This window comes from Isoptericola sp. NPDC019482 (assembly GCF_040632295.1).
Classification (GTDB): domain Bacteria; phylum Actinomycetota; class Actinomycetes; order Actinomycetales; family Cellulomonadaceae; genus Isoptericola.
Genome location: NZ_JBEYBQ010000028.1, coordinates 33,126 through 59,416, shown reverse-complemented (window position 1 = coordinate 59,416; position 26,291 = coordinate 33,126). Strand labels below are relative to the sequence as shown.

Here is a 26,291-nt window from a genome sequence, read left to right as displayed (position 1 = left end):
CCGCCGCCGACGTCACGGAGCACGTCGGCTACCGCCTGAAGCGCGCGCACTCCGCCCTGCGGGGCGCCCTCGACACCGCGCTGCGCGAGCACGACGGCCACCACGCGACCGTGAGCCGCACGTGGCGCGCGAGGGGGCCGGTGCCTGCTCGGCCCCGGCCCACCTCCACCGGTCAGAGAGCGGCGCGGTGCTTGCGGACCCAGCCCGGCGGGATGCCCTGGGCCAGGGCCTGCCGCAGCAGTTCCGCGAGCCGGTAGCCCTGGCCCGCGTGGTCCAGGGCGTCCTGGGCCGCGAGGCCGTTGCCGGTCCACCAGGCCAGCAGCGCCCACAGGGACCACGCGGGCGCGCTGTCGGGGACGTGCGCGACGATCTGGGCCAGGGCGTCGGCACCGTCGTGGGCCGCGTGGCCCGGCTCGTGGGCCCGGTCCGGGTCCACGATCGCGGCGATGGCCCGGGCGACGGCGGCGCCGTCCTCGCGCCCCTCGGCGGTGGCGTTCACGACCTCGGGCGTGACCTCCGGGACCATCGACAGCAGCACCGCGTCACGCACGCGGGTGTTGGTCAGACGGGCGGCCATCTCGCCGTAGATCGCCGGCCCGTCGAGCATCCCGGCGAGGATGAGCCGCCAGGTGGCGACGGCGTGGGCCGTCTGGTCCGCCTCGGTGGCCTGGTCCGCGTAGGCGTTGCTGGCCTCGGCCCGCGCGGCCCGCGCGGCGGGCCGGGGCAGCAGGTCGGCCCGGGTCGCGTTGAGGTTGCGGCCCATCGCGACGGCGTGGGCCGCGACCGCGCTCGTCTCGATGTCGGCCAGGGGCCGGGCCGGTGCGTCGTCGACCAGCAGGTCCCGGTAGGTGGTCTGGTCGACGTGCGCGGCCTGCGCGACGTCGACCGCCTGCCCGTGCAGCGCGCACGTGATCGCGCCGACGACGTCGGCGGCGAGGGTCTGGTCCTCGCCGTAGACGATGACCAGGGCGCGGTCGGCCCGGTCGTTCGCGGCGTGCACCGCGATCAGGTCGGCAGACTCCGGGGTGACGCTGTCGAGGTCGAGGCTCGCGACCATGCCGAGCGAGCCCGACGGCCGCAGCGCCCCGACGACAACGCTGTTCACGGGCCGAAAGCCGACCGTGAGCGCGATGGCGGCCAGCACGTCCGCGAGGCTCTTCGCCCGCAGTTCAGAAGTGGGGAACATCGGTGACCCTTCCGCCAGCCGAGGGTGGCCCGCCTGCCGCCGACCGTTTTTTCGCCCTCTCCTGGCGCCGTAATGAACGCCCGCATAAGCGGCCTGGAGTGCAAGCCCCGGGACCGGCAGGAGGAGGAAGTTCTCGGGCGAATCAAGCGAGCTTGCGAGCGCGCCCGAGAAGTTCCGGGGGAATGCCGGCGGCGTAGCCGCGGGGCTTGCGCGGAGGGTCGCGCGGGCGATCATGGAGAGCCAGGAGAGGGCAACAACGCTCTTCCGCGCGTCAGCGCGGAACAACAGGGCCGCGCAGCGGCCGCCGTTCGGCGCCGGCCGAAGGTCGGCATCGGTTCGCGCCACTCCCCCGCCGGCCGGCAACGCCCGCCCGGCCATCGCTTGAGCTGGACCGCCCGGGCATGACGATGCCCCCGAAGCGATCGGCTCCGGGGGCATCGTCAGGTTTGGTGTCAGTCGGTCTCGCTGCTCCAGCACAGCTCGACCGAGCTCGTCCACGCGACGTCGAGTACCCGCTCGCCTAGAGCTCGTTCCAGTTCGCTCATCCCTGCCCTCCAAACTCTGTTAGTTACAGACCTACAGACGCCCGAAGCTGGTCTTCGTCGTCCCCGCCAAGCTCCCCCGACCGTTCGAGCAGGAGGTCGATCGCCACCCGGATGAGCGTGTTCTCAGTGATCCGCTCGCCGCCTCGAGTGCTGCGCGCCTTGTTCAGACGTCGGCGCAGGACCGTCAACTCTTCCGCCTGATCACCGCGAATCCGGGCCTCCTTACGCTCGAGCGTCAGGTACTTCGGCTCTCCATCCGCCGCTGTCGGCTGTGGCGGGGCCTTGCGCGTCGCCTTCCGCTGCGGGGCTCTGGCCGGCTTTCGCTGCGCGGGCTTGCCTTCACTGCGCGGTTCTTGCGGTTCCAGCGTGGGCGCCGTCGGCGCTGTCTCGGGGGGCAGCGTTGGCGCCGGAGCGGCCTCGGGTGCGGCCTCCTGCTCGGGCCGCTTGTCGAGGATCGACGAGAGTGCCACGCGTGCCATCAGTTCGCCCCCGCCTTTGCGAGCCCGTTGGCCCAGATCGCGTTGAGCTCCAGCGCCACGCGACGGTAGTCGTCGATCGCCTTGTACGTGTCCGCAGAAGCCCTGTACTGCGTGACGACGTCACCGTGAATCGGCGCGTCCTTGTGCCGCTTGTACTTGCGCACCACCGCCTCGAAGATCGGGAGGTTCGCCTGCTTGAGGAGCGCCTTGGCGTCCTCTTCCTCGCCCTGGTTCCGCGGGTCGACTTTGTTCAGCAGCACGCGGAACGGCACTCCGGCCGGCTCGACGAGGTCGCGGATCGTCCTCATCAGGGGCGTGAAGCTGAGCGCGTCCGGCTCCGTCGGCATCAGCACGAAATCGCTTTGCCTAACGATCGTGCCCAGAACGTCTCCGGCCTCGAGGGAGCCAGGCGTGTCGACCACGACCACGTCGTACGGGAGCTCACGAAGCCGGGACAACTCCCCGGGGTCAGTTCCGGGGGCGAAATCGAAGGGCAGAGACTCCCCCGCGCGCTCTGCCCACCACGTTGTCGATCCCTGGGGGTCGTTGTCGACCACCAGGGTCCGGCCCACCTCCGAGAGCACGGCGGCTAGGTGCATGGTGGTCGTGGTCTTCCCCACCCCGCCCTTCTGGTTCGCCACGGCGAGGATCCTCATAGCTGGAACACCCTTCCACCCCTCCTGTGCGCCGGCGTTCACCGGCACTACCAAACTCTGTTAGTCGCAGACTCCCGCACTCCGGCGGTCTGGGAGTCGGCGCCACGCCGGGCGCCGACGAAAGTAACGATGTCCGGTACTCACGTACTACCGGACTACGGAACTAACGGAGTACGGATGACGGACACGCGACGACGTCCACCTCGGCACTACGGCACTTCGGATGTTCCGGAGTTCGTATCTTCCGTACTCAGGGTGTCCGTGACTTCCGATGTTCCGAAGGTCCGAAGGTCCGAAGGTCCGAAGGTCCCGGACGATTACCCCCCACCCGGTGGCCGCTCGTGCGGGACTCCGACACTTCCGCACTCTGTAAGTTCTGCCCGTCGCCGCAGGTCAGCACACATACCGGTCGGGGGAGCTCCCCATCAACTCGCCTCCTCGCGGTTGGCCGCCGCGTTCGCCAGGGCCGCAAGGAGCCGGTCTCGCTCCGCCATGATGCGGTCCCGCTCAGCCTCGACAGCGGCCAGTGCGGCCTCGGCGCGGTCACCTCGCGTTCGCTCTGTGGCGATCGCGTCCGCGGCGGCTGCCGCGGCGCCGGCGGCCTCCTTGCGGCCCCGCTCCGCCGCAACCTCGGCGTCCGCACGAGCGGTCTCGAGGGCTCGGCGAGTCTCATCTAGCTCCGCCTCGGCAGACTCGAGGTCGTGGGCGAGCGCATCGCGCTCGTCCCGGGCTTGCTGGGCGGCAGCCCGAAGCCCGGCGCGCTCGTCACTGAAGGCGCTACTGGCGAGCGAGTGCGCCTGGCGCCAGATCGCCTGGAACGGCCTCTCGAGCTCGGCGGGGACCTCGGGGATGTCGCGGGCCTGGTCTTCCGCTTCCTTCCATGCCTTCGCCGCTGCCGCGGCCACGGCCATCCGCACGCCTGTGCCGCCGCGGGCGGTGCGTTCCCGCACGGTGCGGGCCGTCACGGGCAGACCTTCGGCGGCCAGCGCCTCGGCGGCCTCCGCGGCGCGCTGGTCGGGGGAGTCCTGCTGGGCCATCGCTGCTCCTTCGGTCGGGTAACGGTGGTAACGATGTTACCTGTTACCCATGTTACCGGAGAAGCGCGGGCGCCGCCACCGCGCGAGGCACTCCCTCATGCGCTGGGGCGGACCACGACGTCGGCGATGGTCCAGTCCGGGCCTGCCGCGGCGTCGGGGGGTAGCCACCAGCCGGCGGCGTCGAGCCAGGCGAGGTCGGCGGGGTCGGGGGAGTGGTCGACGTCGCCGGGCTGGGCCTCGGGGTCGTGGCGGTGGAGGTAGGCCCGCCAGGCGATGCGGTGGCGGGCGTAGGTGCGGATCTGTGCGGCGACGACGTCGAGGGCGCCGAGCTGCTCGGCGGCCGCGAGGAGCCTCTCGGGGTGGGCGACCAGGTCGCCGCCGTCGTCGCGCGAGACGAGTCCCCATGCTGCCAGCGCGTCGACGGCCTCGTGCGCGGCGGAGCGGCTGATCCCGGTGGTCCGTGCGGCCTCGAGGACCGAGCGGGCGCGGCCTGCCTCCAGTGCCTCGAACGTGAGGGCTGCGACGTGCCCGAGCGCGCGGAACACCGGCCTGAGGGCGTGGAGCTTGCCGGAGTCCCAGCGCAGCTCGTCGGCGCGGCCCTTGAGGTCCGTGGGGATGGTCAGGGCGTAAAGGTCTGCATGCTCGCCGTGAGCGGCCTCGAGGCGGTCGCACCACCCGGCGGCCGCGGCGGCCTTCAGTGCGAGGGAGACGGTGGAGTGTTCCATGCCGGCGGCGATCGCGAGGGAGCGGGTGCCGACCGCGACATACCGCGAGCCAGTCGAGTGTGCGAAGCCTCCGAGGGCCCGCAGCACGAACCTCACCGCGTATCCGGACCTGCCAGGGAACCGGTGCTGCTCGGTGGTCCGCAGGGCAGCGCGCCAGGTCCGGATGAAGCCGTGCTCGTCGGCGGTCGTGGGATCCGCGGGGGGCCGCGTGTAGGCCCCCCCGTGTGACTCCTGGGCGCTTGTGTTCGATCTGCGGACAGTGTCGTTCTCTGGGGCGACGTGTGCTCTGGCCTGCGGGTTCGTCTTCTGCGTGCGGGCGACGAGCGCGGCCGCGGCCGACCAGTCACGGGTGATGCGGTGGCGCTGGGAGCCGGGGGAGTGGTGCGCGTAGAGCGCGGCCAGGCCGGCCCAGCGCCCGTCCTCGATGCGGGCGACCACGTCGACCAGGCGCCAACCGGCACGGGCGGCCGCCGCCATCACCGCGGCGCGCGCCTCAGACGGGGTGGGGTAGCGCGCGACGTCGTAGATCCCCTCACGGGCGATGCGCAGCACGGGCCCCCGCACGTCGCCGGCGCGGCCAGCGGGCTTGGCGTGGGTCTGATCGTCGACGTCGACGCCGCCGGCGAGCTCCAGGCGATCGGCGGGGGGAGTGGCGCGGGCGCGCCATGCGGCGATCTGCGGGCTCAGCCGCACCCGGATGGCCTCGACGACGTCGGCGCCGTTCGGGCGCCGCAGGACGTCGTACGCGGCGCTGAGGGACATCGTGAGCTGCTGGTGCCCCCAGCCTTTGTGCAGGGCGCCCGGGGTTCGGATGCATCCCGAGCGCACCGATCGGTGCGGGGACGGGTCCAGGGACGGGAAGAGCAGCGCCAGGGCCTCGACGAGCTCGCGCGCGGCGGGGAGCGGGAGGCGGTCGGCCAGCGGCACGTACACGTGGCGGCCGCCCGTGGGGCCGATGTCGGTCACGATGCGGGCGCCGCACTCGACGAGCCAGTGCTCGAGGTCGGCGGCCTCGGCCGCCGTGGCGGCGGCATCGTCGCCGGCGACGTCCAGGTCCAGGCACAGGGTGCGGCAGGTGCCATCCAGCCCGTACACGAGCACGGCGGCAGGTCCGGAGCGGGGGAGGAGGTTCGTCAGGGGCCGCTCACCGCGCGTGGGGTACTCCACGGTGTACTGCCCGCCGCGGCGGCCGCGGACCCCGACGCGAACGCGCTCACGGCCTGCCAGGAGCCGCGCCGTCGCGGCCCACTGCTCTGCCGGCGAACCCGACTCGGGGTGCGGCTTACCCGGCGTGTCGTCGAGTTCTTGTAGATGCCTGTCGGCCGTCGCGGTTATGATCGCTCCTAGGAAGTACGACGGACCCGAGGGTGCGTCGAACGGGGCCCATCACCTCCCGCCCGCCAAAGCAGGGTGATGGACTTCGGATTCGGGCCCGGCCCCTTCGGGGGCCGGGCCGTTCGCTTATCTGCGGTTATGCAGGAATGTCGAACGCCTCCTGAGGGGGTCGTTTGCCCGCGCGCACGCCCGTGTCGGCGTCGATCAGCGAGCCCAGATAGTCACTGAGGGAGAGGCCTCGCTGCGCTGCAGCACGACGCGCCCTCTGATGCTGGTCGGGCGTCACGCGCCCTCGCAGGGCCACACGGTTGCCGTCGAGCTTCGGCTGACGCACCGTGAAGTCGTCTCGGGCGTCGCCCGCACGGTCATTGGTGCTGGTCATGCCGGTGAGCATGCCAGGGCGGCACCGCTGCAGGCGGTACCGGTCCCGGCGTGTCGTAACCCGGGTCACAGGCCGCGGGCGACTGCGGCGCCGGCGGCAAGCCACGCCCGCTGGGTTGCCGGCCGGAGCGCGCCGTAGCGCAGGGTGCCCTTCACCATCGCCTGGTCGTAGGGGATGGTGACGGCTTCGCGGGCCTGCGCGGAGAACCCGTCCGCGATGCCCTTCAGGTGCGCCGCCGACAGGTCCTTGTTGTCCTGGCTGACGATCACCACGGCTTCGTCCGCGAGGCGGGCGGCCTTGCCGCCTTGGTCGCGGAGTGCTTCGAGGAGGAGAGAGCCGGCCTCCGCGCGATCCTCGAGCGTCGTGGTGGCCACGACGAGCTGATCCGTGTGGTCGAGCATGCGGCGCCACAGAGGGTCGGTCTCGTCGTTACCGGAGTCGATGAAGATCAGCCGGTAGTACTTGGCGGCCACGGCGTGGATGGCGTCGACGTCGGCGGCGCTGATGCGCTGCTCGCTCGCGAGGACATCGGGCTTCGAGCGCAGCACGTCGTACTTGTCCGCGGTCTGGTGGTGCACGAAGTGCGCCAGGTCGGCGGACTGGGCGGATGCGCTCAGGAGGTGGTCGGTGCGGGGGAGCAGGTCGAGGAGGGTGGCCTCGTGGCGGCCTTGTTCGGTGCGCCATCCGAGCGTGCCGCGCGTCTGGTTGTTGTCCCACGCCAGCACGCCGGCGCCGCCGTACCGCGCGAACAGTGCCCCCAGGAGGATCGTCGTGGGCGTCTTGTTGGCTCCGCCCTTGCCGTTGACGATCGCGATGGTCCGGGGGCCGGGCCAGTGCTGGGAGACGGTGCGCACGTCGTCGCGCTCGGCTCGCTCGCTGTCGCTCGGGGTGATCCGAATGCCGACTCGTGCAAGGGCGCCTCGCCACCCGGTCGTCGCCGGCTCTTCGGCCCGCTCCTGGGTGAGGAATGACTGGCGCTCTCGGCGGCTGGGGTAGGGCTGGGTCTCGGCTTCCTCGGCGGACTGTTCCGCCGCGCTCCGCACCCATCCCTGTGCACCGTGGGGGGCCGCCGAGTCGGGCTCCTCGGGGGGTGCAGCCGCGGGGCTGGTCTCTTGCTCCGGCTCCTCGAGGGCGGCGGCAGGTTCCTCGACGGGATCCGTGGGCGCCGGCGCCGGGGGAGCTGCGGCTTCGGTCGACTCGTCGGGCTCCACGGTGCCGTCGGCGTGGATGATGAGCGGCCAGGCTCCGTCCGGGTCCTGCGTGACGACGCGCAGGGGACGCCCGAGCTGGGCGGCCTTCTGCGCGACAAGGGCGACTGTCTGGGTGCGGGCGTCGTCGACCGACGTGGCCGCGATCGGGTGCACGGTGCCCCCGATGGATACCTCGGCGGTGCCGTCGGCGTTGAGGGTGGCCGCGACACGGGGCCACGTGGCGGCCTCTGTGGTGGTGCTCATGGCGTGCTCCTTACTTTCCGAGAGTGATGCCGACCTCGGCCATGAAGGGCTCGGGGTCGACCGGTTCACCGTTGACGTGCACCTCGAAGTGCAGGTGTGGGCCGGTCGAGTTCCCGGAGGAACCCACGCGGCCGATCTGTTCACCGGCACGCACCTGGTCACCGGTGTTGACCAGGACGCCGCTCGCCCACATGTGCTTGTAGCGGGTGACCACGCCGCCGCCGTGGTCGACGTCGATGTTCCAACCGCCGTAGCTGTCGGTGAAGGTGTCGATGACGACACCGTCTTGTGCAGCCCAGATCGGCCCCCCGTCGCCGCCGCCGGCGAGGTCTGCCCCAGCGTGAAGCCGGGTGAACGCGCCGGTGACGGGGTCGACACGCATGCCGTAGTGGGACACGAGCGGCCCCTTGGCCGGCTGCGCCCATCCCTCGGCGTTGACCTTGCCGATGGTGCCTGCGCCCTTGCCGGCGCACACCTGGTCCCCGGTGCCAGGCACCAGACCTGTGTCGGTGCCCGCCAGCTCCTCGACGATCTGCACGGCGGCGTCCCAGTACTTGGCGTAGTGGTAGGGGTCCGCGTTGCGCTGCGTGCGATGCGCGACGATGGTCGGCTCCAAGGTGTCTCGAGCGTCGATCTGCTGCATCGCCTTGAAGAAGTTCGTCGAGGAGATGTACGGGTCCATGCGGTCGGAGTACGAGCCCCACGCGCCGTTGTCACGCTGCTGGAACAGTCCACGGCTGTCCGGCCCCGCGGCATCGCCGTAGTCGATGACGCGGAGTCCGGACTCTCCCATGGCTGTCATGACGCCGATGGTCTGGTCACGGACTCCCAGGCTGAGGTCCTTGCCGGCCTGGATGACGTGGGCGGCGTTGACGAGTTGTTCGTGCCCGTAGCCCGCGATGGTCGTGTCGGGCACAGAGTCAGGGTCGATGCTGACGCCGCTCTGCGCCCCCGGGTCGGGGTTGCAGGCGGCCGCGGCCGCGTCGTCATTCCCGAGCAAGAGGATCATGCTCAGGACGACGGCAACGAGTCCGGCGGGCACACCCGCGGCGAGCAGCATCCCGCCTGACTTCTGCTTGGACATGGCTAGTTGACGCCCTCCGGTGGGGTGATGCGGCTGACCTTCCACTCGGCATCAGCGCTCTTGCGCGTCAGGATCAGGGTGTAGGCGCCGACGTCGGTGGGGACCTCGACGGTGCCGACGTACGCGCTGCTCTTGTCGACCAGCTTCCCGGCGCCGGTGACCTTCTGGACCGGGATGTTGGCTGGGTCGACGTAGGCGTAGTCCTCGGCAGCCTGCTGGGTGAGGAGCGGTTGGAGCTCTGCCCACCAGCTCTCGGAATCGAGCCCAGGCCGTGCAAATGCCCGAAGCGCCACGGCCGCGGCGTCGACAACGCTCGACCGTGATGCCGCGTCCCACTCCGGCACGGCTTGCGGCTTGATCGTCTCGCCCGTGTCCTCATCTACCAGGCCGCTCGGGTCTGGTGTCGCCTCAGCAGCACGAGAGGGCGCAGCCGCCGGCGGCTGCGACGAGGCGGCACCGGTTGCCGCCGACGGAGCTGCCACCGGTTCCTCCGGGCTCGCGCAGCCTGCCAGGAGGAGGGCAATCAGCAACGCAGCGCTACCGACCGGTGCTCGACGCATGTCACCCCTCCTCGCCCTTGGATGGCCGCTTGGTATCGCGGGGCACGTTCGCGCCCTTGCGCAGGGCCTCTTTGAGGTCGTCGCGCAGGATGAACCACTGCGACCCGAGCTTGTAGCCGGGGATCACGCCATCGCGCAGCCAGTGGTAGACGCCTTGCTTGGTCATCCCCAGCATCTCGGCGACTTCGGGCGCGGTGAGGGTGTCGCGACGGCCCTCGAACAAGGCATCGAGTCCGTCGGTCACTGGAAACACCACCGTCGTCCGCATGCACCCATGTTATACGGGGCAACACTCTGTTGCCACCTTTCATCCAAAATCATCTGCTGTCCCTCCCTGTTGCCGATGTCACCCTCTGCGGCTATGATTGCCGCATAGAACACTACGGACGCCATTATTGAGCGGAGGGTGAGGTCGTGGCAGAAGGCAGGAACCCGTGGCTCTCGCAGCCAGCCCGGCCGGAACCTGTGGCTGCAGAGACTGAGGAGCGTGCAGCACGCCCCACGGGACCTACGACCCCGCAGCGAGGGGTGCCGGCGCCAGAGCACGGCGACCGGCTTCCGGTCCTTAGCCAGCGGCGTCGGGCCGAGCTGTGGTGCGTCGGTGCGCACGGAGGGGCCGGCGAGACCAGCTTCGCCGGCCTGGTCGAGGGGTGGGGCGCCGCGGAGCATGGGTGGCCTCAGGTTCCCGGTGGCGCAACCGCCCAGGTCGTACTGACAGCCCGCACGAGCATGTACGGACTCCGCGCCGCGCAGAACGCTGCGACGCAATGGGCATCCGGCTTGGTTCCCGACGTGAATCTGCTGGGGCTGGTGCTCGTCGCTGACGCACCTGGACGCCTGCCCCGACCCCTGCGCGACTTCGCGAAGATCGTCGCCGGAGGTGTCCCTCGGATGTGGTCCGTGCCGTGGATCGAGTCCTGGCGCCTTGGCGACGACCCCCAGCTTTCCGAAGCCCCGCACGCTGTTCGCCGCATCGTCGACGACCTTCGTGCGCTCACCCGACCTGGCGCCGCCGGCGCCACAAACCGAAAGGAACCGCGATGAGCACGCTTCTGACCGCGACGGGAGTGATGAGCGACGTCCTCGCCGTCCTCCCGGCTGACCTCCCCAACCCCGACCCGGTGCAGCCCCCCGGCACGGGCGCGATCAGCGACGTTCTGGGCTGGGCCAAGTGGGTGGCTCTCGCTGTCTGCATCCTTGGGCTCTTCGCCGCAGGAGCGATGATGGCCGTCCAGTCGCGCCGGGGCGAGGGCGGTGAGCACGTCGGCCGTATCGGCATGTCGCTCGCTGGCGTCATCGTCATCTCGGCAGCGGTGGCCCTCGTTGGCTTCCTGTCCGGGGCCTGAGCGAGAGGCCGGACATGACTACTGAGGACACTGAGCAGCAGAGCCCGTTCACGCGGCCTGGCTTCATCGCCTCTGCCGTGGTCATCGCTCTGATCGTGGTGGCGGGCGCGGTGATCGGGTTCGTGCTTGCGACCCGCGACGATCCCGAGAGCGCCGCCGCGCCGTCATCGTCCCCGGCCCCGACCGCCGCTCCGTCCTCCGAGCCATCGGGGGACGCGGGCGGCGCGAGCATTTGCGGCCTTGGTGATGTCGTCCTCACGGGCTCCGTCTCCACCGCGCCGTCCGCGCAGTGGGAGTTCCAGGGCACGACGGCGTACCCGACCTCGGCCGAGTTCGGTCCCGGCGAGAGCAATGAGCAGGGAATTCGCTACTGCTTCGAGCACTCGCCCGAAGGGGCGATCTTCGCCGCGGCGAACGCCGTCGTGCAGGGATCGGACGCGGCGACGTCCCCCGACTGGATCGCGTACTTCCTGTCCGAGGAGACCCCGAATCGCAGTCAGCTGCTCAGCGACGTTGCAGCAGGCTCGTCTTCCTCGACCCGGATGAACGTGGCCGGCTTCCGGCTCCTGAACTACGACGGCGAGAGCGCGCGGGTCGACATGGCGGTGCGGGCGGTGGGCTCGGGCAACTCGGTCAATGCGTCCGCGGTCTACGACCTCGTGTGGGAGTCGGGCGACTGGAAGCTCCTGCCGCAGGACCCGAACAACCCGCTCCAGATGGCGGAGCTTCCAGACACCGCCGGTTACATCGCCTGGGAGGAGTGACCCTCGATGGCTGAGTGCTCATGGTGGGAAGTCGGCTGCAAGGTCAACGGTTGGGTCGAGTCGACCGTTGGTGACGCGATCGAGAACATGGCGAACGCGGTCGTCGAGGCGTTCGGCAAGGCGGTCGCATCCCTTGGCACCATCTGGGTTCACATCGGGACCCCGAACCTGACCGGCACCGGCGGGTCGTCCGCGATCAGTGCGGGCAGCTCAGCCCCTGACGCGGGCAACATCACCACGGTTCTGAACTATGTGACGTGGATCAGCCTCGCCGTAGCGATCTTGTCGGTGATCGTCCTGGGTGCTCTCATCGCGACCCGGCTTCGAGCGGGTGAGGGGGTGGCGGCCCTCGGCAAGCTCGGCCTTGTCCTGGGCGCTGTCATTCTCATTTCGGGCGCAAGCGCGCTCGTCGCTGGGGTGATGCCCTCGAGCCCGAACCGCGCAGGCGGAGCGGTGCTGTTCCTGCAGTCGAGCCTCTGGTGGTACATGGGGGCGGCCGCCGTCGTGTCGGTGATCATCGGCGGCGCACGGATGGCGTGGGAACAGCGGGCCGAGCCTGGCCGCGAGACCGTCAAGGGCCTTCTCACACTCGTGGTGGTGGCGGGTGCCGGAGTGACGATCGTGAGCCTGCTCGTGACGGCTGCCGACTCGTTCTCCGTGTGGATCATCAACGGGTCGCTCAACTGCGATGTCACGGCCGCCAACTCGACCTGTTTTGGCGACAACATGCTGACCCTGTTGGCGCTCACCACGAATCCAGCCGCCGGCGGCCTGGGCGCGCTCCTCGTCATCATCCTCGGGCTCATCGCCATTCTGGCGACGGCCTTCCAGATCGTGTTGATGGTCGCGCGAGGCGGAATGCTCGTGATCCTGACCGGGATCCTCCCGCTCTCGGCGTCCTTCACGAACACGGAGATGGGCAAGAGCTGGTTCAAGAAGTGCGTCGCGTGGCTGATCGCGTTCATTCTCTACAAGCCGGCGGCCGCGATCGTGTACGCGGCCGCGTTCCAGCTCGTGGGGACGGACGTCTTCAGCGATGACGGGACCGGCCTCCTCGCCGTGTTGACCGGGCTCATGCTCATGGTGATCGCGCTCTTCGCGATGCCTGCACTCATGCGGTTCGTCACGCCGATGGTGGGCGCGATGGCCGCGGGCGGCGCCGGCGCCGCCATCGGCGCTGGTGCCCTGGCGGCCCTGCCTTCGGGTGCCGCCGCGGTTGGGCGTCTCTCTTCGGGAGCGGGCGGGGGCTCGACGCCAGCCGCTTCTTCCGGCAGTGAGGGACCGTCCGGGTCCGGGTCATCCGGGCCCTCTGGTTCGAGCGGCCCGGACGGTTCTTCGGGATCTTCCGGTGCAGGCGCCGGCGCCCCGGCGGGCGCTGCTTCGGGTGGGTCCTCGGAGAACGGGAACACCGGCTCCGGAGCCGCCGAGAGCTCCGGCGCGGGGGCTGGGGGAGGCGCACGGGGGGTCCCTGCTGCGGCCTCGGCCTCCGGCAGTGGCGGAGCGGCCGCCGGCTCGAGCGCCGGGGCTGGGACGGCGGCCGGCGCGGGGGCAGGCGGCGCAGCCGCGGCCGGTGCCGCCGGCGGGCCGATCGGTATCGCCGCAGGCGCCGCGGTCGACACCGGCATGAAGGCCGGCAAGGCCGCTGCAGGAGCGGCACAAAGTGTTGGTGAGCAGTCAACTGGCGAAGGTGAAGGGGGCGGTCCGAGTGGCAGCCGTTGAGTCGACCCGAAGCGCACGAACCTACGGAAACTGGCGCCGTCCCACGTCCGCAGGCATCCTCGGCCTGGGCTCGGTCGGCACGGGCCTGCTGCTGGCGGGTCTGATCGCCGTCGTCATCACGGTGATGATCCGCGGCCTGCTCGAGGCCGTCATTCTTGCCGGCGTGCTCGGGCTGGTCATGCTGGCGGTCCTGACCAAGGACGCACATGGCAAGAGCCTGCTCAGCCGCGGCGGCGCCCGGGTGGGCTGGTGGTCGGCCCGCTCGCGCGGGACCCACCTCTACCGTTCGGGCCCCCTGGGCCGCGCCCTCTGGGGCACGTACCAGCTTCCGGGCCTGCTGGCCCCTACCAGGCTGAGCGAGCACACCGATTCCTACGGCCGACCTTTCGCGCTGCTCTACACCCCGGCGACCGGTTCCTACTCGATCGTGATTGGCACCGAGCCTGATGGCGCCGCGCTCGTCGACCAGGAGCAGATCGACGTCTGGGTGGCCGACTGGGGGCACTGGCTCGCGAACCTGGGCGACGAGCCTGGGATTGAGGCGGCCTCGGTGACGATCGAGACGGCGCCCGACTCAGGCACCCGCCTGCGCCGCGAGGTGAACAACAACATCGATGACGACGCCCCGGAATTCGCGAAGGCGATGCTCCGCGAGGTGGTCGACCGGTACCCCGCCGGCTCCTCGACGGTGAAGGCGTTCGTCGCCGTGACGTTCAGCGCTGCTCAGCGCCCGGGTGCGAAGAAGCGCACGCCCGACGAGATGGGTCACGAACTGGCTGCTCGCCTGCCGGGGCTGACCGCAGGGTTGCAGGCGACCGGAGCGGGTGCGGCCCATCCGCTGTCGGCGCAGGACCTCTGCGAGGCGATCCGAATCGCCTACGACCCGGCGGCAGCGACTCTCATCGATGAGGCGCACGCCGCCGGCGAGGTGCCGGAGCTGACCTGGCCCGACGTGGGTCCATCGGCCTCGGAGGCGTCGTGGGAGGGCTACCGGCACGACTCGGCGTACTCGTGCACCTGGGCCATGACGCAGGCCCCCCGCGGCAACGTGCAGTCGGGAATCTTGGCGCGGTTGCTCGCCCCGCATCGCGACATCGCGCGCAAGCGCGTGACCCTGCTGTACCGACCGATCGACGCCGCCAAGGCGGCTGCGATCGTCGAGGCGGACCTTCGCGCCGCCGAGTTTCGGGTGACGTCGACGAACAAGCCGGCGGCTCGCGATGTCGGCGCGGCAAGGAAGGCGGCGGCCACCGCTGGCGAGGAAGCGTCGGGAGCCGGCCTGGTCCAGTTCGGGATGCTCGTCACCGCCACCGTTTCTGACCGGGCCAAGGCGGCGGATGCACGTGCCGCCATCGACAACCTCGGGGCGATCGCACGGGTGCGCCTGCGGCCGGTCTACGGGTCGCAGGATTCCGCGTTCGCGGCCGCCCTGCCCGTGGGTCTGGTGCTGCCGAAGCACATCCGGGTCCCCGCCGAGCTGAGGGAGAAGCTGTGAGCGCCAAGAAGCCCAGGCAGGCGCGGACCGACAAGAAGCGCACGGCGCGCGCCCTCAGCCCTCAGCGCCCGCCGATGCGCGGCTGGCTGGGCCGCGGCCGCGGTCAGGCCGCATACCTACAGGCCGCCGACGAGTGGCGCGGGACCACGGTGCAGGTGTGCGGGATGTGGCCGTTCGCGATCGGTGCCGGCACGCCCATGGTGGGTGTGCCGTTCGGGTGTCACATCCATACAGGCGCGACCCTGTGCTGCGACCCGATCAACTGGTACCAGCGGGCGAACCTCATCGGGAACCCGTCGGCGTTCTTCCTCGGACGCCCTGGACTCGGCAAGACCTCGGCGGTCATGCGGATGGCTGTCGGGCTGTCCGGCCAAGGAGTCATCCCCCTCGTGCTGGGGGACACGCGACCGGACTACGTGAGGATGGTCGAGCGCCTGGACGGCCAGGTAATCCCGCTCGGGCGCAACCGTGGCTCCCTGAACGTCCTCGACCCGGGCGAGGCTCCCGACGCCGCGGCGCGGCTGCGCGCCGCCGGGTTCCACCAGGCGGCGGAGGAGGTTCTGGCCGACGCCCAGGGGCTTCGGCTCAACATGTTGGTCGCGCTCATCACGGTGCTGCGCAAGAGCGCGCCGAGCTCGCGTGAGGAGACGATCCTCGCCCGTGCGATCGCCTGGCTCGACGAGCACCACGTCGGGGTGCCGCTGATCCCCGACCTGCTCGCCGTCGTGCGGGCGGCGCCGCCCGAGCTGCGCGAGGCGGCGCTCGACCGTGGCACCGATGAGAAGTACCAGGCGGTGACCGAGGAGCTGGAAGCCTCGCTCGTGGCGCTGAGCCCCGGCGGGAAGTTCGGTGACGTGTTCTCCAAGCCGACGACGCACCCGATGCGCCGGGACCGCGCCGTGGTGTATGACGTCTCCGCGATCCCACAGTCGGACGGCGACCTGCGCGCTGTCGCGCTGCTCGCCTCATGGTCGGCGGGGTTCGCCGTCGTCAACATCGCGCAGACCCTCGCCGATGTCGGGCTTGAGACGCGCCGCCACTACTTCGTGATCCTCGACGAGCTGCACCAGGCGCTCAAGGCCGGCCCGGGGCTCGTTGACCGTGTCGACTACCTCACCCGACTCAACCGCACGGTCGGGGTGGGGCTGGCCATGATCACCCACACGCTCAAGGACCTTCGCTCGCTGCCGCTCGAGGAAGACCGACAGAAGGCCATGGGGTTCATCGAGCGGTCCGGGCTGGTGGTGTGCGGCGGTCTGCCCATGAGCGAGATGCCCCTGTTGTCATCCGTCGTCGCCCTCTCGCGCGGCGAGCAGGAGCTGTTGGCCGGCTGGCAGGACCCGCCGGCATGGGATCCGAAGAAGGGGCGCGAGACCGCCCCTCCGGGCCGAGGGAAGTTCCTCGTCAAGGTCGGTGGCCGCCCGGGCATCCCGATCGACCTCGCGATCACAGCTTCCGAGAAGGCGCTCCACATGAGTGCGGAGCGCTGGGCCGACCGCTCACGGACCGGACTGCTGGACGAGGAGGTGGCGTGATGAGCGTGCCGAACAACCGTCGCCGCGATCCGGGCGGCATGGGCGGTGAGGTCGTCCTGTTGTGGGTCGGCATCGTGACCGTCGTCGTCGTGGTCGGCGCGGTGTACGCGGCGACCCACCTTGGGCACAAGATCGCCGGCACGGGCACAACCGTGCCGGCAAACCCCTTCGAGGTGTTCTTCGGCCTCCTGGGCGGTGATGTGCAGTGGCCCGGGGCGGCGGGCTGGTGGGTGCTTGGCGGCGTCGGCGTTCTTCTCCTCGTCCTTGCGGTGCTCGTGGGGCTCGCGACGGCGCGAGCACGCCGCAAGCGTTCGCGAGTGGACCGCGCCGCGTCCTACATGGGCCGCGGACGTGACGTCGAAGACCTCAGCCGCAAGAGCGCGCAGGCCAAGGCCGAGCGCCTCGGTGTTGCGGGGTCGCCGGGCGTCCCGATCGGCCGATCGGTGTCCGCGGGGCAGCAGCTGTTCGGGTCCTGGGAGGACATGCACTGCGACATCTGGGGCCCGCGCACTGGTAAGACCACCTCGCGCGCCGTGCCCGCGATCCTCGAGGCACCGGGCTCGGTGCTCGTGACGTCAAACAAGCGCGACGTCGTGGACTCCACGCGCGACCTGCGTGAGATGTCGGGCCCGGTGTGGGTGTTCGACCCGCAGGGCATCGCGCTCGAGGAGCCGACGTGGTGGTGGAACCCCCTGTCGTACGTGACCGACGAGGTAAAGGCGGCCAAGCTGGCCGAGCACTTTGCTTCGGGCTCGCGTGACCCGGGCGCCCGCACGGACGCCTACTTCGACCCCGCCGGGCAGGACCTCTTGGCCGGTCTCCTTCTGGCCGCGGCACTCGACAACCGTCCGATCACGGCCGTCTACACCTGGCTGACCCGGCCGACGGACGAGACCGCGATCGACATCCTGCGTCAGCACGGTTTCACGCTGACCTCGGACCAGGTTGCCGGCGTCGTCTCCGCGCCGGAAAAGCAGCGTGGTGGCGTGTTCGGCACCGCTCAGCAGATGGCTTCCTGCCTCACCAACCGGCAGGTGGCTCGTTGGGTCACTCCCGACGGTCCCGCGGACGATCGCCCGCAGATGAGCCCGGACGAGTTCGTGCGAGCCGGCGGCGGCACGCTGTACTCGCTGTCGAAGGAGGGTCGTGGCACCGCCGGCCCTCTCGTCACCGCGCTCACGGTCGCGGTCGTCGAGGCCGCCGAGGAGCTGGCCGCCCGGTCCGCCGGTGGCCGCCTGCCCACGCCTCTGCTCGGCGTGCTCGACGAGGCGGCGAACGTCTGCCGGTGGCGCGAGCTCCCGAACCTCTACTCGCACTACGGGTCGCGAGGGATCGTCCTCATGACGATCTTGCAGTCGTGGTCCCAGGGTGTGGAGGTCTGGGGCGAGTCCGGCATGAAGAAGCTGTGGAGTGCGTCGAACGTCAAGGTCTACGGCGGCGGCGTCTCCGAAGACTCGTTCTTGGAGAGCCTGTCCAAGCTGATCGGGGACTACGACCGGCTGGCGTCCTCGACGTCCTACGGCCGCGGGCATCGCACCGTGTCCCAGCAGCTCCACCGTGAACGCATCCTCGACGTCGCGGATCTCGGTGCGCTCCCGAAGGGCCGGGCGGTCGTGTTCGCCTCGGGCTCGCGCCCGACGCTGATCCGGACCGTGCCCTGGATGGCAGGACCTCATGCGGCCGACGTCGAGGCGTCGATCGCCGCCCATGACCCGCAGGCCGCGCGCACGCTGCGTGAGGCGCACGAGGAGCTGGCCGCCGTTGAGGCGGCCACTGAGGTTGAGGAGGCGTCGTGACGGACTGGGCAGAGGACGACTTCGAAGGAGCGGGCGTCGAGGCACAGCCCGTCGTCGTCGACGACGAGGCCCCGCAGACGTTCGGCGTTGACGTGCGCTCGCTCGCCGGTCAGCTCGTGGTCGGCGCGGTGCAGAAGGCCGTGGGCGGCGAAGTCTCGGAGGCCGCGCAGGCAGCCGTTAAGGAGCTGATGACACCGGAGCTCCGTGAGGCGATCCGCGCCCGCGCCGACGAGGCCGCCGCGGCGGCCATCAATGAGCAGGTCGATGGGCCCGTCGAAGAGCCGGTCGAAGAGCCGGCCGCGGACCTCTACTACGGGTCGGTCGACGAGTTCGTACGCGAGCACCTTCGCTACGTCTACCGCCGCAAGATCGGCGGCCGGGGCGGGGCGGGCGCCCGGTGGGACGCCGAATGGTGGAAGCACGAGGAAGCCGTGATCCGGCTCGAGGCGCTCTGGCGGTCGTGGGAGCACCTTCGTCAGGACGCCGCCACCGGGATGAGCGTGTGGTGGCGGGACCACGCTGACCACCACATGGGGATCCTGATGAGCCCGGACGGGCCATTTGCGGCCGCCGAGGGCGATGCCAACTCGAACAAGCTGGGCGATCCTCTGCCCTACATCCCACCACCCGAGGGGATGTTCCCCGACGTCCGCGCCGGCGTCGACGAGCGGCACTAGCCGCAGCGCCGCGAAGGGGCCGCATCGTTTCCGGTGCGGCCCCTTCGGCATATATAAGAATGAAACCTAAACACCACGAGAAACGTTAGGGCGATAATAACCAGAGTTTCTGGAATAACCACAACAGGCGTGCGCTTATGATAAGATAGTCATGTCCCTAAAGAACGATAGATGAACCTATATTAAGGATACTAGCATGCCATCAAATAAGGGCCGGAATAGACCGGCCAAAATGACCATCAAATTAACCATCCGCATTAGCCGAAAGACTCCGTACCGGCTGGCAGGCCACGCAATTTGGGGGTCGGTGGTCACGTACATATTGGCGGCCGGCGATCACTTGCCGCCGCCGTTCTAGCAGGGGCCTCGGCCCCCTCCAAGGTTGTCCTGGAGGGGGCCCACGAGCGGAACTAGCGATCGAGACCAGCGCGCTGTACTTGCGCTCCCCGCCCGCGCGTGCGGCGGGCCTTCGGTGCCTTCTGAGCGTCGCTCGCCGTCGCCAACGTGGCGGGCTTCGCCTGGCTGACGTCTGCTCGCATGCGCGTGGCGACGACCTCGTGATCCATCCCCTTGGCCTCGAGGTCACGAGCGGTTGCGTCTCGGCGCTCGGCGCTGTCGTACATGGCCCGTCCGTCCTCACGTGCCCGCTCGCCGGCAACCTCGCGCTGCTCGGCTTCCGCGGCCGCGCGGGCCCTGTCCTCGGGGTCGGGCTCGTGCTCCGCTGCCGCGCGTGCTTCGGCGGCGCGGTGGTCCTCGTGCGCGGCCTGCTGCATCAGTCGCTGTGCCTCGACGTTCTCCTCGGCCGACCGGCCGCGCTCGGCGTCGCCAGCCGCGCGCTCGTGTTCCGCGCGCTCGACAGCGGCGCGGACCGCTGACGGGTCGCCGCCGGCGTTGTCGACGTCGACGCCGTAGCGAGTGCGCAGCTCGTCGCGGATGCGCTGCTCGGCCCGCACGGCTTCGGGGTCCTCTTGCGCCCACGCTCGGCTCACTTGGTAGGTGTGCCCGATCTGCTCGGCGCTGGCGCGGTCCCACCAGTCCGAGCGGTGCACGTTGCCGAACTCTGCGCGTGCTGCTCGGTGTTCGGCGTCCATCCGTGATCGGAGCTCGCGCGCCTCCTGCTCGCTGGCGGCCTGGGCGCGCCGCAGGGCATCTTCCCGTGCCCTCGCAATGCGTTCGCCCACCTGTCCGGCGGCGGAGACGAGGACACGGAGCTGGCCCTCGAACGCCTCCTCGATGCCGTCTGATTCGTCAGCCATCGTGGTGCTCCCTTCCTATCGTTCGCGACCCCGGTCCGGGCCTCGCGTGGTGGTCTGCTTCGCTCGTTGCTCTTCGACCTTGTTGGGCACCGGTGACGCCGCCTTGGTGGCGTCGTGCGCGTGGCTCGCGTTGAGGCGATCGAGGATCGCCTGCGCGGCCGGGTCCAGCGTGGCCGCAGTGGTCGCGGTGGTCCTCGTCGCGGTGGAGCCCTGCTCCTGCATCGGAGCTGGCATGGCGTTCCGCACCCGCACCAGCCGTGCGCGTGTGTCCTCCGCGAGGAGCCGAGCCTGACGTGCCTGCTGCCCGGCTACGGCGGAGTCGTATACGGCCTGGGTGAGCCTCAGGAGCTGACGGATCATGACGGCCTGGGCAACGTGTCCCTTGCCGCCACGCGCCGCGCTCGCAAGGAGCATCGCGGCGCCCGAGATGGCGACCGTCCCCGCCTTCTCCGGCCTCGGGGTACGCCCGTAGGTCTGCGCCGAGCGAGACAGCGCCTCGGACGCGGCGGCGAGGTCGCCGGGCGTCTCCTCGGTAGCGTTCGACCAGGCGGCCAGTGCGCCGGCGGTCTGTCGCGCCACTGTCGCCCACGTGTCCCGATCGTCGAGGGGAACCGACCGCAGCCGGTCCACCAGGCCGCGCAGATCGTCGCTGCGCTTGACCCACAACTCGGGGTCGGGCTCGCGCGTCTCTCGGCCCGGCGCAACCACGCGGCGACCGCGCTTCGCTGCGTTCCACTCTGACGCGGCGTCGCCCGCTCCTGTTGGGGTGTCGGGCCATCCGTCGCGCAGCCGCGGCAGGGTCAGGTCGCGCCCCAGGTGCCCACCGCCGTACCAGATCGGTCGCTCGCCGGCTTCGGGTCGCGCGGCCACGGAGTAGCCCGTGATGACGTCGGTCCGACCGTCCGCGTACCGCGGTCGCACCAGCAGCCCGGACCGGCGCATGCGACGGACGAACTCTGCCTCGTTCTCGCTCGCCGTCGCGCACCCGCGGACCTTGAGAGCAAGGACGTACCGCGGCTGATCGGTGCGCATCTCGGAGGCGATCCGCGCCTGCCGATCCCCTCCACCGAGGTGCTCCCAGGCAGGGGCATCGGCACCGAGCTTGGGCCGTGTGCGCTCGTACTTTGCGCGTGCTCTGGCGCGGGCTTGTGCCTCGCGCTCAGCCGGGTCGTAGCCGCGTGTTGCACGCTCGGCCTTGACCGACTCCAGTTCCTCCAGACCGAATCTGGCCTCGAGCGCGCGGGCCGCAGTCTGCGCGCGGCGGAAGTCGTTGTGGGTCGATGCCTTCGTGCCGTCCTCGCGCACAAGGTTCACTGCGATATGGATGTGGTCGTTGCCGTTCTTCGACACCCCGTGTCGGATCGCGACCCACCGGCACGGCGCCTTCGTGCCTTCGTTGTCGTCGAACTCCATAGCGCGCACGAAGTCGTTCGCGATGGCGCGCCACTGGTCGTCAGTGAGCATGCCTTCGTCCGCACGCAAAGAGAGCGAGCAGTGCCAGACGTGGCCGCCCTTGACCTCGACGTCGTAGGCAGTACGCGGGCGGTCCAGGTGGCGCGCGATCGCAAGGGCGGAGTCGCGCCCGAGCTCGGCGTCGTCGTGCCAAGCCAACAGTGCACCATCACCCGCGACAAGGTGCGGCTCGGTGTGCTCGTTCGCCCTGCCTGGTCCGGCGAGGTAGGTCATGAGTCCGGTCATGCGGTCGCCCCGGACGACATTGGGCATCACGGGAGGCTCAGCCCGTCGATCGCCGCGTCGATGCGCCCCGCCGTCCTGCGCACGGCGTCGAGTGTCGCGTGCAGCTCGGACTGCACCTCGCCGGTCGCGTTGGCGACCTTCGCGATCTGGTTGACGTTGTTCGCAATGTTCGCCAGCAGCCGGTGGAGCGCGAACAACTCAGCCATCGCGTTGCGTCGCTCGGAGGGCGTCTCCGATGCTGCGGAGGCAAGCGCGGACTCGACAAGAAGCCGGGGGATCGTAACGTGCTGGGCGGCGGCGAGCCTCAGCAGCACGCCTTCCTCTTCGGGCGACACACCAACCTTGTGGAAGTGCTGGCGACCCCCGTCGACGTTCGCACGTCGACGTCGCGAGAACTGGCGCCCTCCGGGAGCCTGCTCGCTCATCGGGTTCACCCGCCTCTCAGCCCAGCGCAGCGACCCCGCCTTGTGCGGGGATCACACGTCCAGTGTGCACCGGCCGAACGACAGTGTCGAGCCGGGAAGCAACTTAGGGAACCTAAGTGTATAGCTTGCTCCGCTTCGCCAGGCGTGGAGGAGGGCGACACCGCGCTCTCGTGGGCTGTCGCGGCTCCGCCGCAAAGACACGGAAGTGCGGGCCTCCGGCCCGTCGACGTATCGCAGGTCCCTCCGTACGATGGAGGGCATGGCAAAGACACCCACACCCGAGGAAGCAATCGAACGCGCACGGCAGGCGCAGGAGGATCGCATCAGTGCGATTCGAGTCCTCGCGGAGGCCCGCCAATCCGTCGCGGATCTGCGCGAGCAGACCGCACGCGAACTAGCGGAACTCCAGGCGAGTATCGACAAGCGAATCGGGGACGCCGAGCGCTCCGATCTGAAGGCCTACAACGCTGCGATCGCGGCAGGCTGGTCGGCCGACGAGCTCCGCAAGATTGGATTTCCTGAGTCCGAGAAGAAGGCACGCGCGCGGCGTCGCCAGAGCCGCAAGCCCACGCCCTCCGCTGCCCCTTCGGGCTCGAGCTCGGCCGCACCTTCGGATGGCGCGGCAACTGGCGACGCCGCTGCCTGACGCGCGCGCTCTGCGCCCTCAGCCCACGCGCCCTTCCCGATTCGTCGGGGAGGGCGCCTGTATGACGTGACCAGCTCGACGTCGGCACTGCGCGAGCTGCTTGAGCCGCCGTCATCCAGGCGGGGTGAGCGGACCCTAGCGTTCGATTCCCGGGTGTCGCGGGGGTGACGTCGGCCGCCTCGCGGACGGCGCGCTGGCGGCACTTCGCTGGCGGCTCAAGATGAGGCTGTAGTCCACCAGCTGACTGCCGCGCGAGAACCTGCCGCGGTCCACCTCTACTCGCCGCGGAGCACTCTCTGCCGCCGTCCAGAAGCGGCGGAAGCGGAGGACCGCTGGGCACTGTTCGGCGAGTCGCTGTGCAGCTTCCTGGGAGCGCGAGCGTCCTGCCGGACCGGCGAAGACGTCGCGAGCGTAGACGCTCGGGACCCACCGGCCTCCGAGTCCGTTCCCGGTGACGACGGCGCCCTGGTACTGGCTAAGCCATCGCTGCGCGATGCGGGCCTGGGACAGGTCGTAAGGGACTTCGACGTCGACCACCTGGACTTCGTATCCCGCCGCTTCGAGGCGCCGGCCGAGCTGCACGGCCTTGTCTGGATCGGAGAGCACCGAATCGAGCACGACGTTCATGCCGTCTCGGAGCGCCTCGTCACGCAGCCTGCGTGCGAGGTACGACGATTCCTCGTGGACGAGCGCGGCCAGCTCGAGGGGGAAGAACGGCTCACCGTCGGCTTCGCGATCGCGTACAGCTTGGGGCTTCAGGAACGTTTCGTAGCTGCCGTCGGCGACTGCCTCACGCAGCAACTTCTCCTTGAATTTGTCGGCGTCAACGACGAGCCAAGCGTCCTTGTCGAGGCCGAGCACGTCGTCCTGGACGTGACCCTTGCCTGCACCGGGAGGGCCCGCGAGCACGATCGCCTTCCCCTCGTTCCGGACTCCAGGAGCCTCGGCGCGCGCCTCTTCAATGAGGCGTCGCCAGAGTGCTCGTCGCCCGGCCGTGGGGCTCGCGACGTCGCCGTCGAAGAACCACTGGGGGTTGCTCAGCGTCGCGTGCCCGCCATCTTTGTCGAGCGGGCCGCCGGCCTTGGAGAACTCACGCACCGTCTCCCGGTGCGCGGCGTGCTGGTCTTCTGGACTCACGGTTGACGAGTCTGGGCGGCCTCTCGCCTAGCGTCCAGGACTGCGGTGTACGTGTCCTCGTCGATCAGGCCCTCGTCGAGCGCTCGACCGACTTCCTCGAAGCTGCCGGCGGGCTCCTCGGCGAGCCAATCGACGCCGTCGGTGGCCGGGGTCTTCGGATACTCCCAGCGGCCGAGCTCGTCGACGAGGCGCGCACGGTCGATCATGCCCGCGGCGTACCGCTGCACGATTTCGTACGGGGTCCCGCCGGAGAACCCTTCGCGTACTTCGGGGACGCGCGCGGCGGCCCTGAGCGCCTTGTTCACCGCGGGCTGGCTGATCGCCAGGACCTTGGCGATCTCGGTCTGCGACTTGGTGGCGGACAGCCCGCGCAGGAGGCGCAGCTCGTCCAGCCGATCGACGGCCTGGCGGCGGCGCAGCCGGACCACGTCCGACAGCGTCGGGTCCTTCGTCATCGCCATGGCTACCACCTCCTATAACCAAGGATATGACGCTTGGGCTCGCGGCTCAACCGGGCGTGCCCCCGGTGCCCATCGCCGGGACCTCTCGGGGCCGTCGAGGAAGGGTTCGGTAGACGTCCTCTTGGCGCAGCCAGCACATGAGCTCGGTGACGTTGCTCGGCGCGTTCGGCGGCTTCACGGTCACCAGAACGCGACCCTCGGCCCACCGGATGGCCGTGCCCGGGATCATCTCCTCCCACGTCTCCCACAGCAGGCGCACGATCACCGCGTAGGAACCCTGCGGTCGCACCGGCACAGCCCTCGGCACGGGGGCAGCGTTCAAGGGCCGCTCCGCCGGCCAGTACTTCATGCCGTCGGGTCTCTGCCACACCTGGCGATCGTCTCGCCGACCTTCGCCTGTCACCCCCTCATGGTAGAGCCGACTCGAACGCATGTTCGATAATGGACGGGTGACCATGACCATGCCGGACCGCCTCGGCGCAGCGCGGGCCGCCCTCGCGGCGGCCGAGCTGCGCACGGGAGTACGCGACGGTGACCAGCGCACCCCGCGCTGGGCGGCATGGGGCGCGATCGGCAGGGGAGCGGGGAGCGAAGAGGGACCCGTCGAGGCTCCGGCCGAGCCGTTCACCGCGATCCTCGACGGCGGCCGCCTCCCGGTCGGCGCGGCGTCCGTCGTCGCCGGCTCGAAGAGCCTGCTGCTCGCGCTGCTCGCTGCCTCGCAGCACGCGGAGGACTGGCTCGCGGTCGTCGGCCTGCCGGACCTTGGGCTGCTCGCCGCGGCCGACGCGGGGATCGCCCTCGACCGCCTGATCGTCGTGCCCGACGTCGCCGGCCGCGGCGCGGAGACGGTCGCCGCGCTGCTGGACGGCATGGCCTACGTCGTCGCCGGCCCGGCCGCCGGCCTGACGCCGGCCGACCGACGCCGCCTCACCGCTCGAGCCAGGGACCGGGGGAGCGGGATCGTGGCCACCGGTGAGTGGGAACACGCCGCACTGCGCCTGCACGCGACCGCCCGGTGGTCGGGCGTCGACGTCGGCGCGGGATACCTCAAGCGCTGCGAGCTCGACGTCGACCGGCAGGCCCGCGGCCGGCCGGAGCGCTGGACGTTGACGCTGCCCACGCCCAGGCTCGACCCCTTCAACCCCGCGCACCCGGGGACCGCTCGCCGAGCGATCCCCGGGCGTCGCGGCGCCCCGCTGCGCGCCGTCGTGTGACGCGCTAGCCCCGAACCCGGTTCACGGAACCCCCGGGGGCGGCCGGTGAGGACGGGGGCCGCTTCCCGGGTTGGATGGCGAGTGCCACGGCGATCCCGAGGTCGACGAGGGTGGTGCCCTCGGGCAGCCAATGGGACAGGACGGCGAAGGCGACGGCCGCGATGACGGTCCTGGTCGCGATCTCGCTGGGCTGGATCATGGTTTCTGCTCCTCGTGTCGGTCACGGCCTGCGGTGAGGCCCGTTCACTAGCAGGAAGGTGCCGCGGGCACCCCCGCTGTGACGGCCAGGGTCGAAATTCGCTTCAGACGCCTATGTGGGGCGGCTGGTGAGCCTGTTCCGACGAAGGAAGGTGTCGAGCAAGGCGGCTGGTGACACGCAGCTCGAGGGAGCTCGAGGTGCGTGTAATCCGGGCCGGTTCCTACGGTGGCCACGGATACCGGCGGAGGAGCAGACCGTGGCCGTGACGATCGAGGTCTACCACCAGGACGACCAGTGGCATGTACGCCGCGAGGGCGAGAGCGAGCCGCTGTCGAGCCACGCGACGAAGGACGCCGCGACCGTGGCCGGCCGCGACGCCGCACGACGCGAGAGCGCCGAGCTCGTCATCAAGAACGCTGACGGCACGATCGCGCAGAAGGACTCGCACGGGCACGACCCGCGCAACGTGCCCGGCTGACC

At 70.4% G+C, this 26,291-nt stretch carries 28 protein-coding genes; 11 read left to right on the top strand and 17 right to left on the bottom strand.

What is annotated here, in order from left to right:
• Nucleotides 1–172 precede the first annotated feature (172 nt).
• The 10 genes from ABZ493_RS16475 to ABZ493_RS16430 form a co-directional block, all read right to left on the bottom strand.
• Complete coding sequence (locus ABZ493_RS16475; RefSeq protein ID WP_430583229.1) at nt 173–1,186, bottom strand: DUF4192 family protein; 1,014 nt, start codon at nt 1,184–1,186, stop codon at nt 173–175.
• A 568-nt stretch (nt 1,187–1,754) separates the two neighbouring features.
• Complete coding sequence (locus ABZ493_RS16470; protein ID WP_430583228.1) at nt 1,755–2,201, bottom strand: hypothetical protein; 447 nt, start codon at nt 2,199–2,201, stop codon at nt 1,755–1,757.
• A gap of 8 nt (nt 2,202–2,209) precedes the next feature.
• Nucleotides 2,210–2,914: a ParA family protein gene (locus ABZ493_RS16465; RefSeq protein WP_430583227.1), complete on the bottom strand. Its 705-nt coding sequence runs from the start codon at nt 2,912–2,914 to the stop codon at nt 2,210–2,212.
• A 377-nt stretch (nt 2,915–3,291) separates the two neighbouring features.
• Nucleotides 3,292–3,903, bottom strand: a complete 612-nt coding sequence (locus ABZ493_RS16460) for a DNA-binding protein (protein WP_430583226.1) — start codon at nt 3,901–3,903, stop codon at nt 3,292–3,294.
• Between the two features lie 95 nt (nt 3,904–3,998).
• Complete coding sequence (locus ABZ493_RS16455) at nt 3,999–5,795, bottom strand: helix-turn-helix domain-containing protein (RefSeq protein ID WP_430583225.1); 1,797 nt, start codon at nt 5,793–5,795, stop codon at nt 3,999–4,001.
• 304 nt (nt 5,796–6,099) lie between these two features.
• Nucleotides 6,100–6,345, bottom strand: a complete 246-nt coding sequence (locus tag ABZ493_RS16450) for a hypothetical protein (protein ID WP_430583224.1) — start codon at nt 6,343–6,345, stop codon at nt 6,100–6,102.
• Nucleotides 6,346–6,410: 65 nt separating this feature from the next.
• The gene (locus tag ABZ493_RS16445) at nt 6,411–7,799 is read right to left on the bottom strand and encodes an AAA family ATPase (RefSeq protein WP_430583223.1); all 1,389 of its coding nucleotides are present in this window, start codon (nt 7,797–7,799) and stop codon (nt 6,411–6,413) included.
• 10 nt (nt 7,800–7,809) lie between these two features.
• A complete protein-coding gene (locus tag ABZ493_RS16440) occupies nt 7,810–8,883 on the bottom strand; it encodes a M23 family metallopeptidase (protein WP_430583222.1) in 1,074 nt (357 codons plus the stop codon).
• Between the two features lie 2 nt (nt 8,884–8,885).
• Nucleotides 8,886–9,443, bottom strand: a complete 558-nt coding sequence (locus ABZ493_RS16435) for a hypothetical protein (RefSeq protein ID WP_430583221.1) — start codon at nt 9,441–9,443, stop codon at nt 8,886–8,888.
• 1 nt (nt 9,444) lies between these two features.
• Nucleotides 9,445–9,711 (bottom strand): helix-turn-helix domain-containing protein, encoded by a 267-nt coding sequence (locus tag ABZ493_RS16430; RefSeq protein WP_430583220.1) that lies wholly within the window; start codon nt 9,709–9,711, stop codon nt 9,445–9,447.
• Nucleotides 9,712–9,857: 146 nt separating this feature from the next.
• On the opposite strand from ABZ493_RS16430, the gene ABZ493_RS16425 reads away from it, so the two are divergent.
• The 8 genes from ABZ493_RS16425 to ABZ493_RS16390 all read left to right on the top strand — a co-directional run bounded on the left by ABZ493_RS16425 (nt 9,858) and on the right by ABZ493_RS16390 (nt 18,775).
• The gene (locus tag ABZ493_RS16425; protein ID WP_430583219.1) at nt 9,858–10,487 is read left to right on the top strand and encodes a DUF6668 family protein; all 630 of its coding nucleotides are present in this window, start codon (nt 9,858–9,860) and stop codon (nt 10,485–10,487) included.
• Nucleotides 10,484–10,789 (top strand): hypothetical protein, encoded by a 306-nt coding sequence (locus ABZ493_RS16420; protein ID WP_430583218.1) that lies wholly within the window; start codon nt 10,484–10,486, stop codon nt 10,787–10,789. The genes ABZ493_RS16425 and ABZ493_RS16420 overlap by 4 nt, the downstream gene beginning before the upstream one ends.
• A gap of 95 nt (nt 10,790–10,884) precedes the next feature.
• Complete coding sequence (locus ABZ493_RS16415; RefSeq protein ID WP_430583217.1) at nt 10,885–11,553, top strand: hypothetical protein; 669 nt, start codon at nt 10,885–10,887, stop codon at nt 11,551–11,553.
• Between the two features lie 6 nt (nt 11,554–11,559).
• A complete protein-coding gene (locus tag ABZ493_RS16410) occupies nt 11,560–13,272 on the top strand; it encodes a hypothetical protein (protein ID WP_430583216.1) in 1,713 nt (570 codons plus the stop codon).
• Complete coding sequence (locus ABZ493_RS16405; protein ID WP_430583232.1) at nt 13,259–14,767, top strand: SCO6880 family protein; 1,509 nt, start codon at nt 13,259–13,261, stop codon at nt 14,765–14,767. Before ABZ493_RS16410 ends, ABZ493_RS16405 begins: the two co-directional genes overlap by 14 nt.
• Entirely contained in the window at nt 14,764–16,302 is a 1,539-nt protein-coding gene (locus tag ABZ493_RS16400; protein WP_430583215.1) for an ATP/GTP-binding protein, read from the top strand. Before ABZ493_RS16405 ends, ABZ493_RS16400 begins: the two co-directional genes overlap by 4 nt.
• Nucleotides 16,302–18,098: a TraM recognition domain-containing protein gene (locus ABZ493_RS16395; protein ID WP_430583231.1), complete on the top strand. Its 1,797-nt coding sequence runs from the start codon at nt 16,302–16,304 to the stop codon at nt 18,096–18,098. Before ABZ493_RS16400 ends, ABZ493_RS16395 begins: the two co-directional genes overlap by 1 nt.
• Nucleotides 18,095–18,775, top strand: a complete 681-nt coding sequence (locus ABZ493_RS16390; protein ID WP_430583214.1) for a DUF4913 domain-containing protein — start codon at nt 18,095–18,097, stop codon at nt 18,773–18,775. Before ABZ493_RS16395 ends, ABZ493_RS16390 begins: the two co-directional genes overlap by 4 nt.
• A 410-nt stretch (nt 18,776–19,185) precedes the next feature.
• Here ABZ493_RS16390 and ABZ493_RS16385 read toward each other — a convergent pair whose 3' ends face one another.
• From ABZ493_RS16385 to mobC, 3 genes are read right to left on the bottom strand one after another with little or no spacing between them, the layout of a single operon-like run.
• A complete protein-coding gene (locus ABZ493_RS16385; protein WP_430583213.1) occupies nt 19,186–20,031 on the bottom strand; it encodes a hypothetical protein in 846 nt (281 codons plus the stop codon).
• 15 nt (nt 20,032–20,046) lie between these two features.
• Entirely contained in the window at nt 20,047–21,756 is a 1,710-nt protein-coding gene (locus ABZ493_RS16380) for a relaxase/mobilization nuclease domain-containing protein (protein ID WP_430583212.1), read from the bottom strand.
• Nucleotides 21,756–22,154 (bottom strand): plasmid mobilization relaxosome protein MobC, encoded by a 399-nt coding sequence (mobC, locus tag ABZ493_RS16375; protein ID WP_430583211.1) that lies wholly within the window; start codon nt 22,152–22,154, stop codon nt 21,756–21,758. Before mobC ends, ABZ493_RS16380 begins: the two co-directional genes overlap by 1 nt.
• Nucleotides 22,155–22,413: 259 nt before the next feature.
• Between mobC and ABZ493_RS16370 the strand changes: the two genes are divergently transcribed.
• The gene (locus ABZ493_RS16370; RefSeq protein WP_430583210.1) at nt 22,414–22,800 is read left to right on the top strand and encodes a hypothetical protein; all 387 of its coding nucleotides are present in this window, start codon (nt 22,414–22,416) and stop codon (nt 22,798–22,800) included.
• A gap of 135 nt (nt 22,801–22,935) precedes the next feature.
• On the opposite strand, the gene ABZ493_RS16365 is transcribed toward ABZ493_RS16370, so the two are convergent.
• From ABZ493_RS16365 to ABZ493_RS16355, 3 genes are read right to left on the bottom strand one after another with little or no spacing between them, the layout of a single operon-like run.
• The gene (locus ABZ493_RS16365; RefSeq protein ID WP_430583209.1) at nt 22,936–23,937 is read right to left on the bottom strand and encodes a zeta toxin family protein; all 1,002 of its coding nucleotides are present in this window, start codon (nt 23,935–23,937) and stop codon (nt 22,936–22,938) included.
• Nucleotides 23,934–24,398 carry a hypothetical protein gene (locus ABZ493_RS16360; protein WP_430583208.1) on the bottom strand — a complete coding sequence of 155 codons (465 nt, stop codon included), beginning with the start codon at nt 24,396–24,398 and terminating at the stop codon, nt 23,934–23,936. The genes ABZ493_RS16365 and ABZ493_RS16360 overlap by 4 nt, the downstream gene beginning before the upstream one ends.
• A gap of 46 nt (nt 24,399–24,444) precedes the next feature.
• The gene (locus tag ABZ493_RS16355; RefSeq protein WP_430583207.1) at nt 24,445–24,768 is read right to left on the bottom strand and encodes a hypothetical protein; all 324 of its coding nucleotides are present in this window, start codon (nt 24,766–24,768) and stop codon (nt 24,445–24,447) included.
• Between the two features lie 79 nt (nt 24,769–24,847).
• Between ABZ493_RS16355 and ABZ493_RS16350 the strand changes: the two genes are divergently transcribed.
• The gene (locus ABZ493_RS16350) at nt 24,848–25,612 is read left to right on the top strand and encodes a hypothetical protein (RefSeq protein WP_430583206.1); all 765 of its coding nucleotides are present in this window, start codon (nt 24,848–24,850) and stop codon (nt 25,610–25,612) included.
• Nucleotides 25,613–25,616: 4 nt separating this feature from the next.
• Here the strand turns inward: ABZ493_RS16350 and ABZ493_RS16345 are convergent, their stop codons facing one another.
• Nucleotides 25,617–25,811, bottom strand: coding sequence for a hypothetical protein (locus ABZ493_RS16345; protein ID WP_430583205.1), 195 nt, complete (start codon nt 25,809–25,811; stop codon nt 25,617–25,619).
• 256 nt (nt 25,812–26,067) lie between these two features.
• Here ABZ493_RS16345 and ABZ493_RS16340 point away from each other — a divergent pair, with 256 nt between their 5' ends.
• Nucleotides 26,068–26,289, top strand: a complete 222-nt coding sequence (locus tag ABZ493_RS16340) for a DUF2188 domain-containing protein (RefSeq protein ID WP_430583204.1) — start codon at nt 26,068–26,070, stop codon at nt 26,287–26,289.
• The last annotated feature ends 2 nt before the right edge of the window (nt 26,290–26,291 follow it).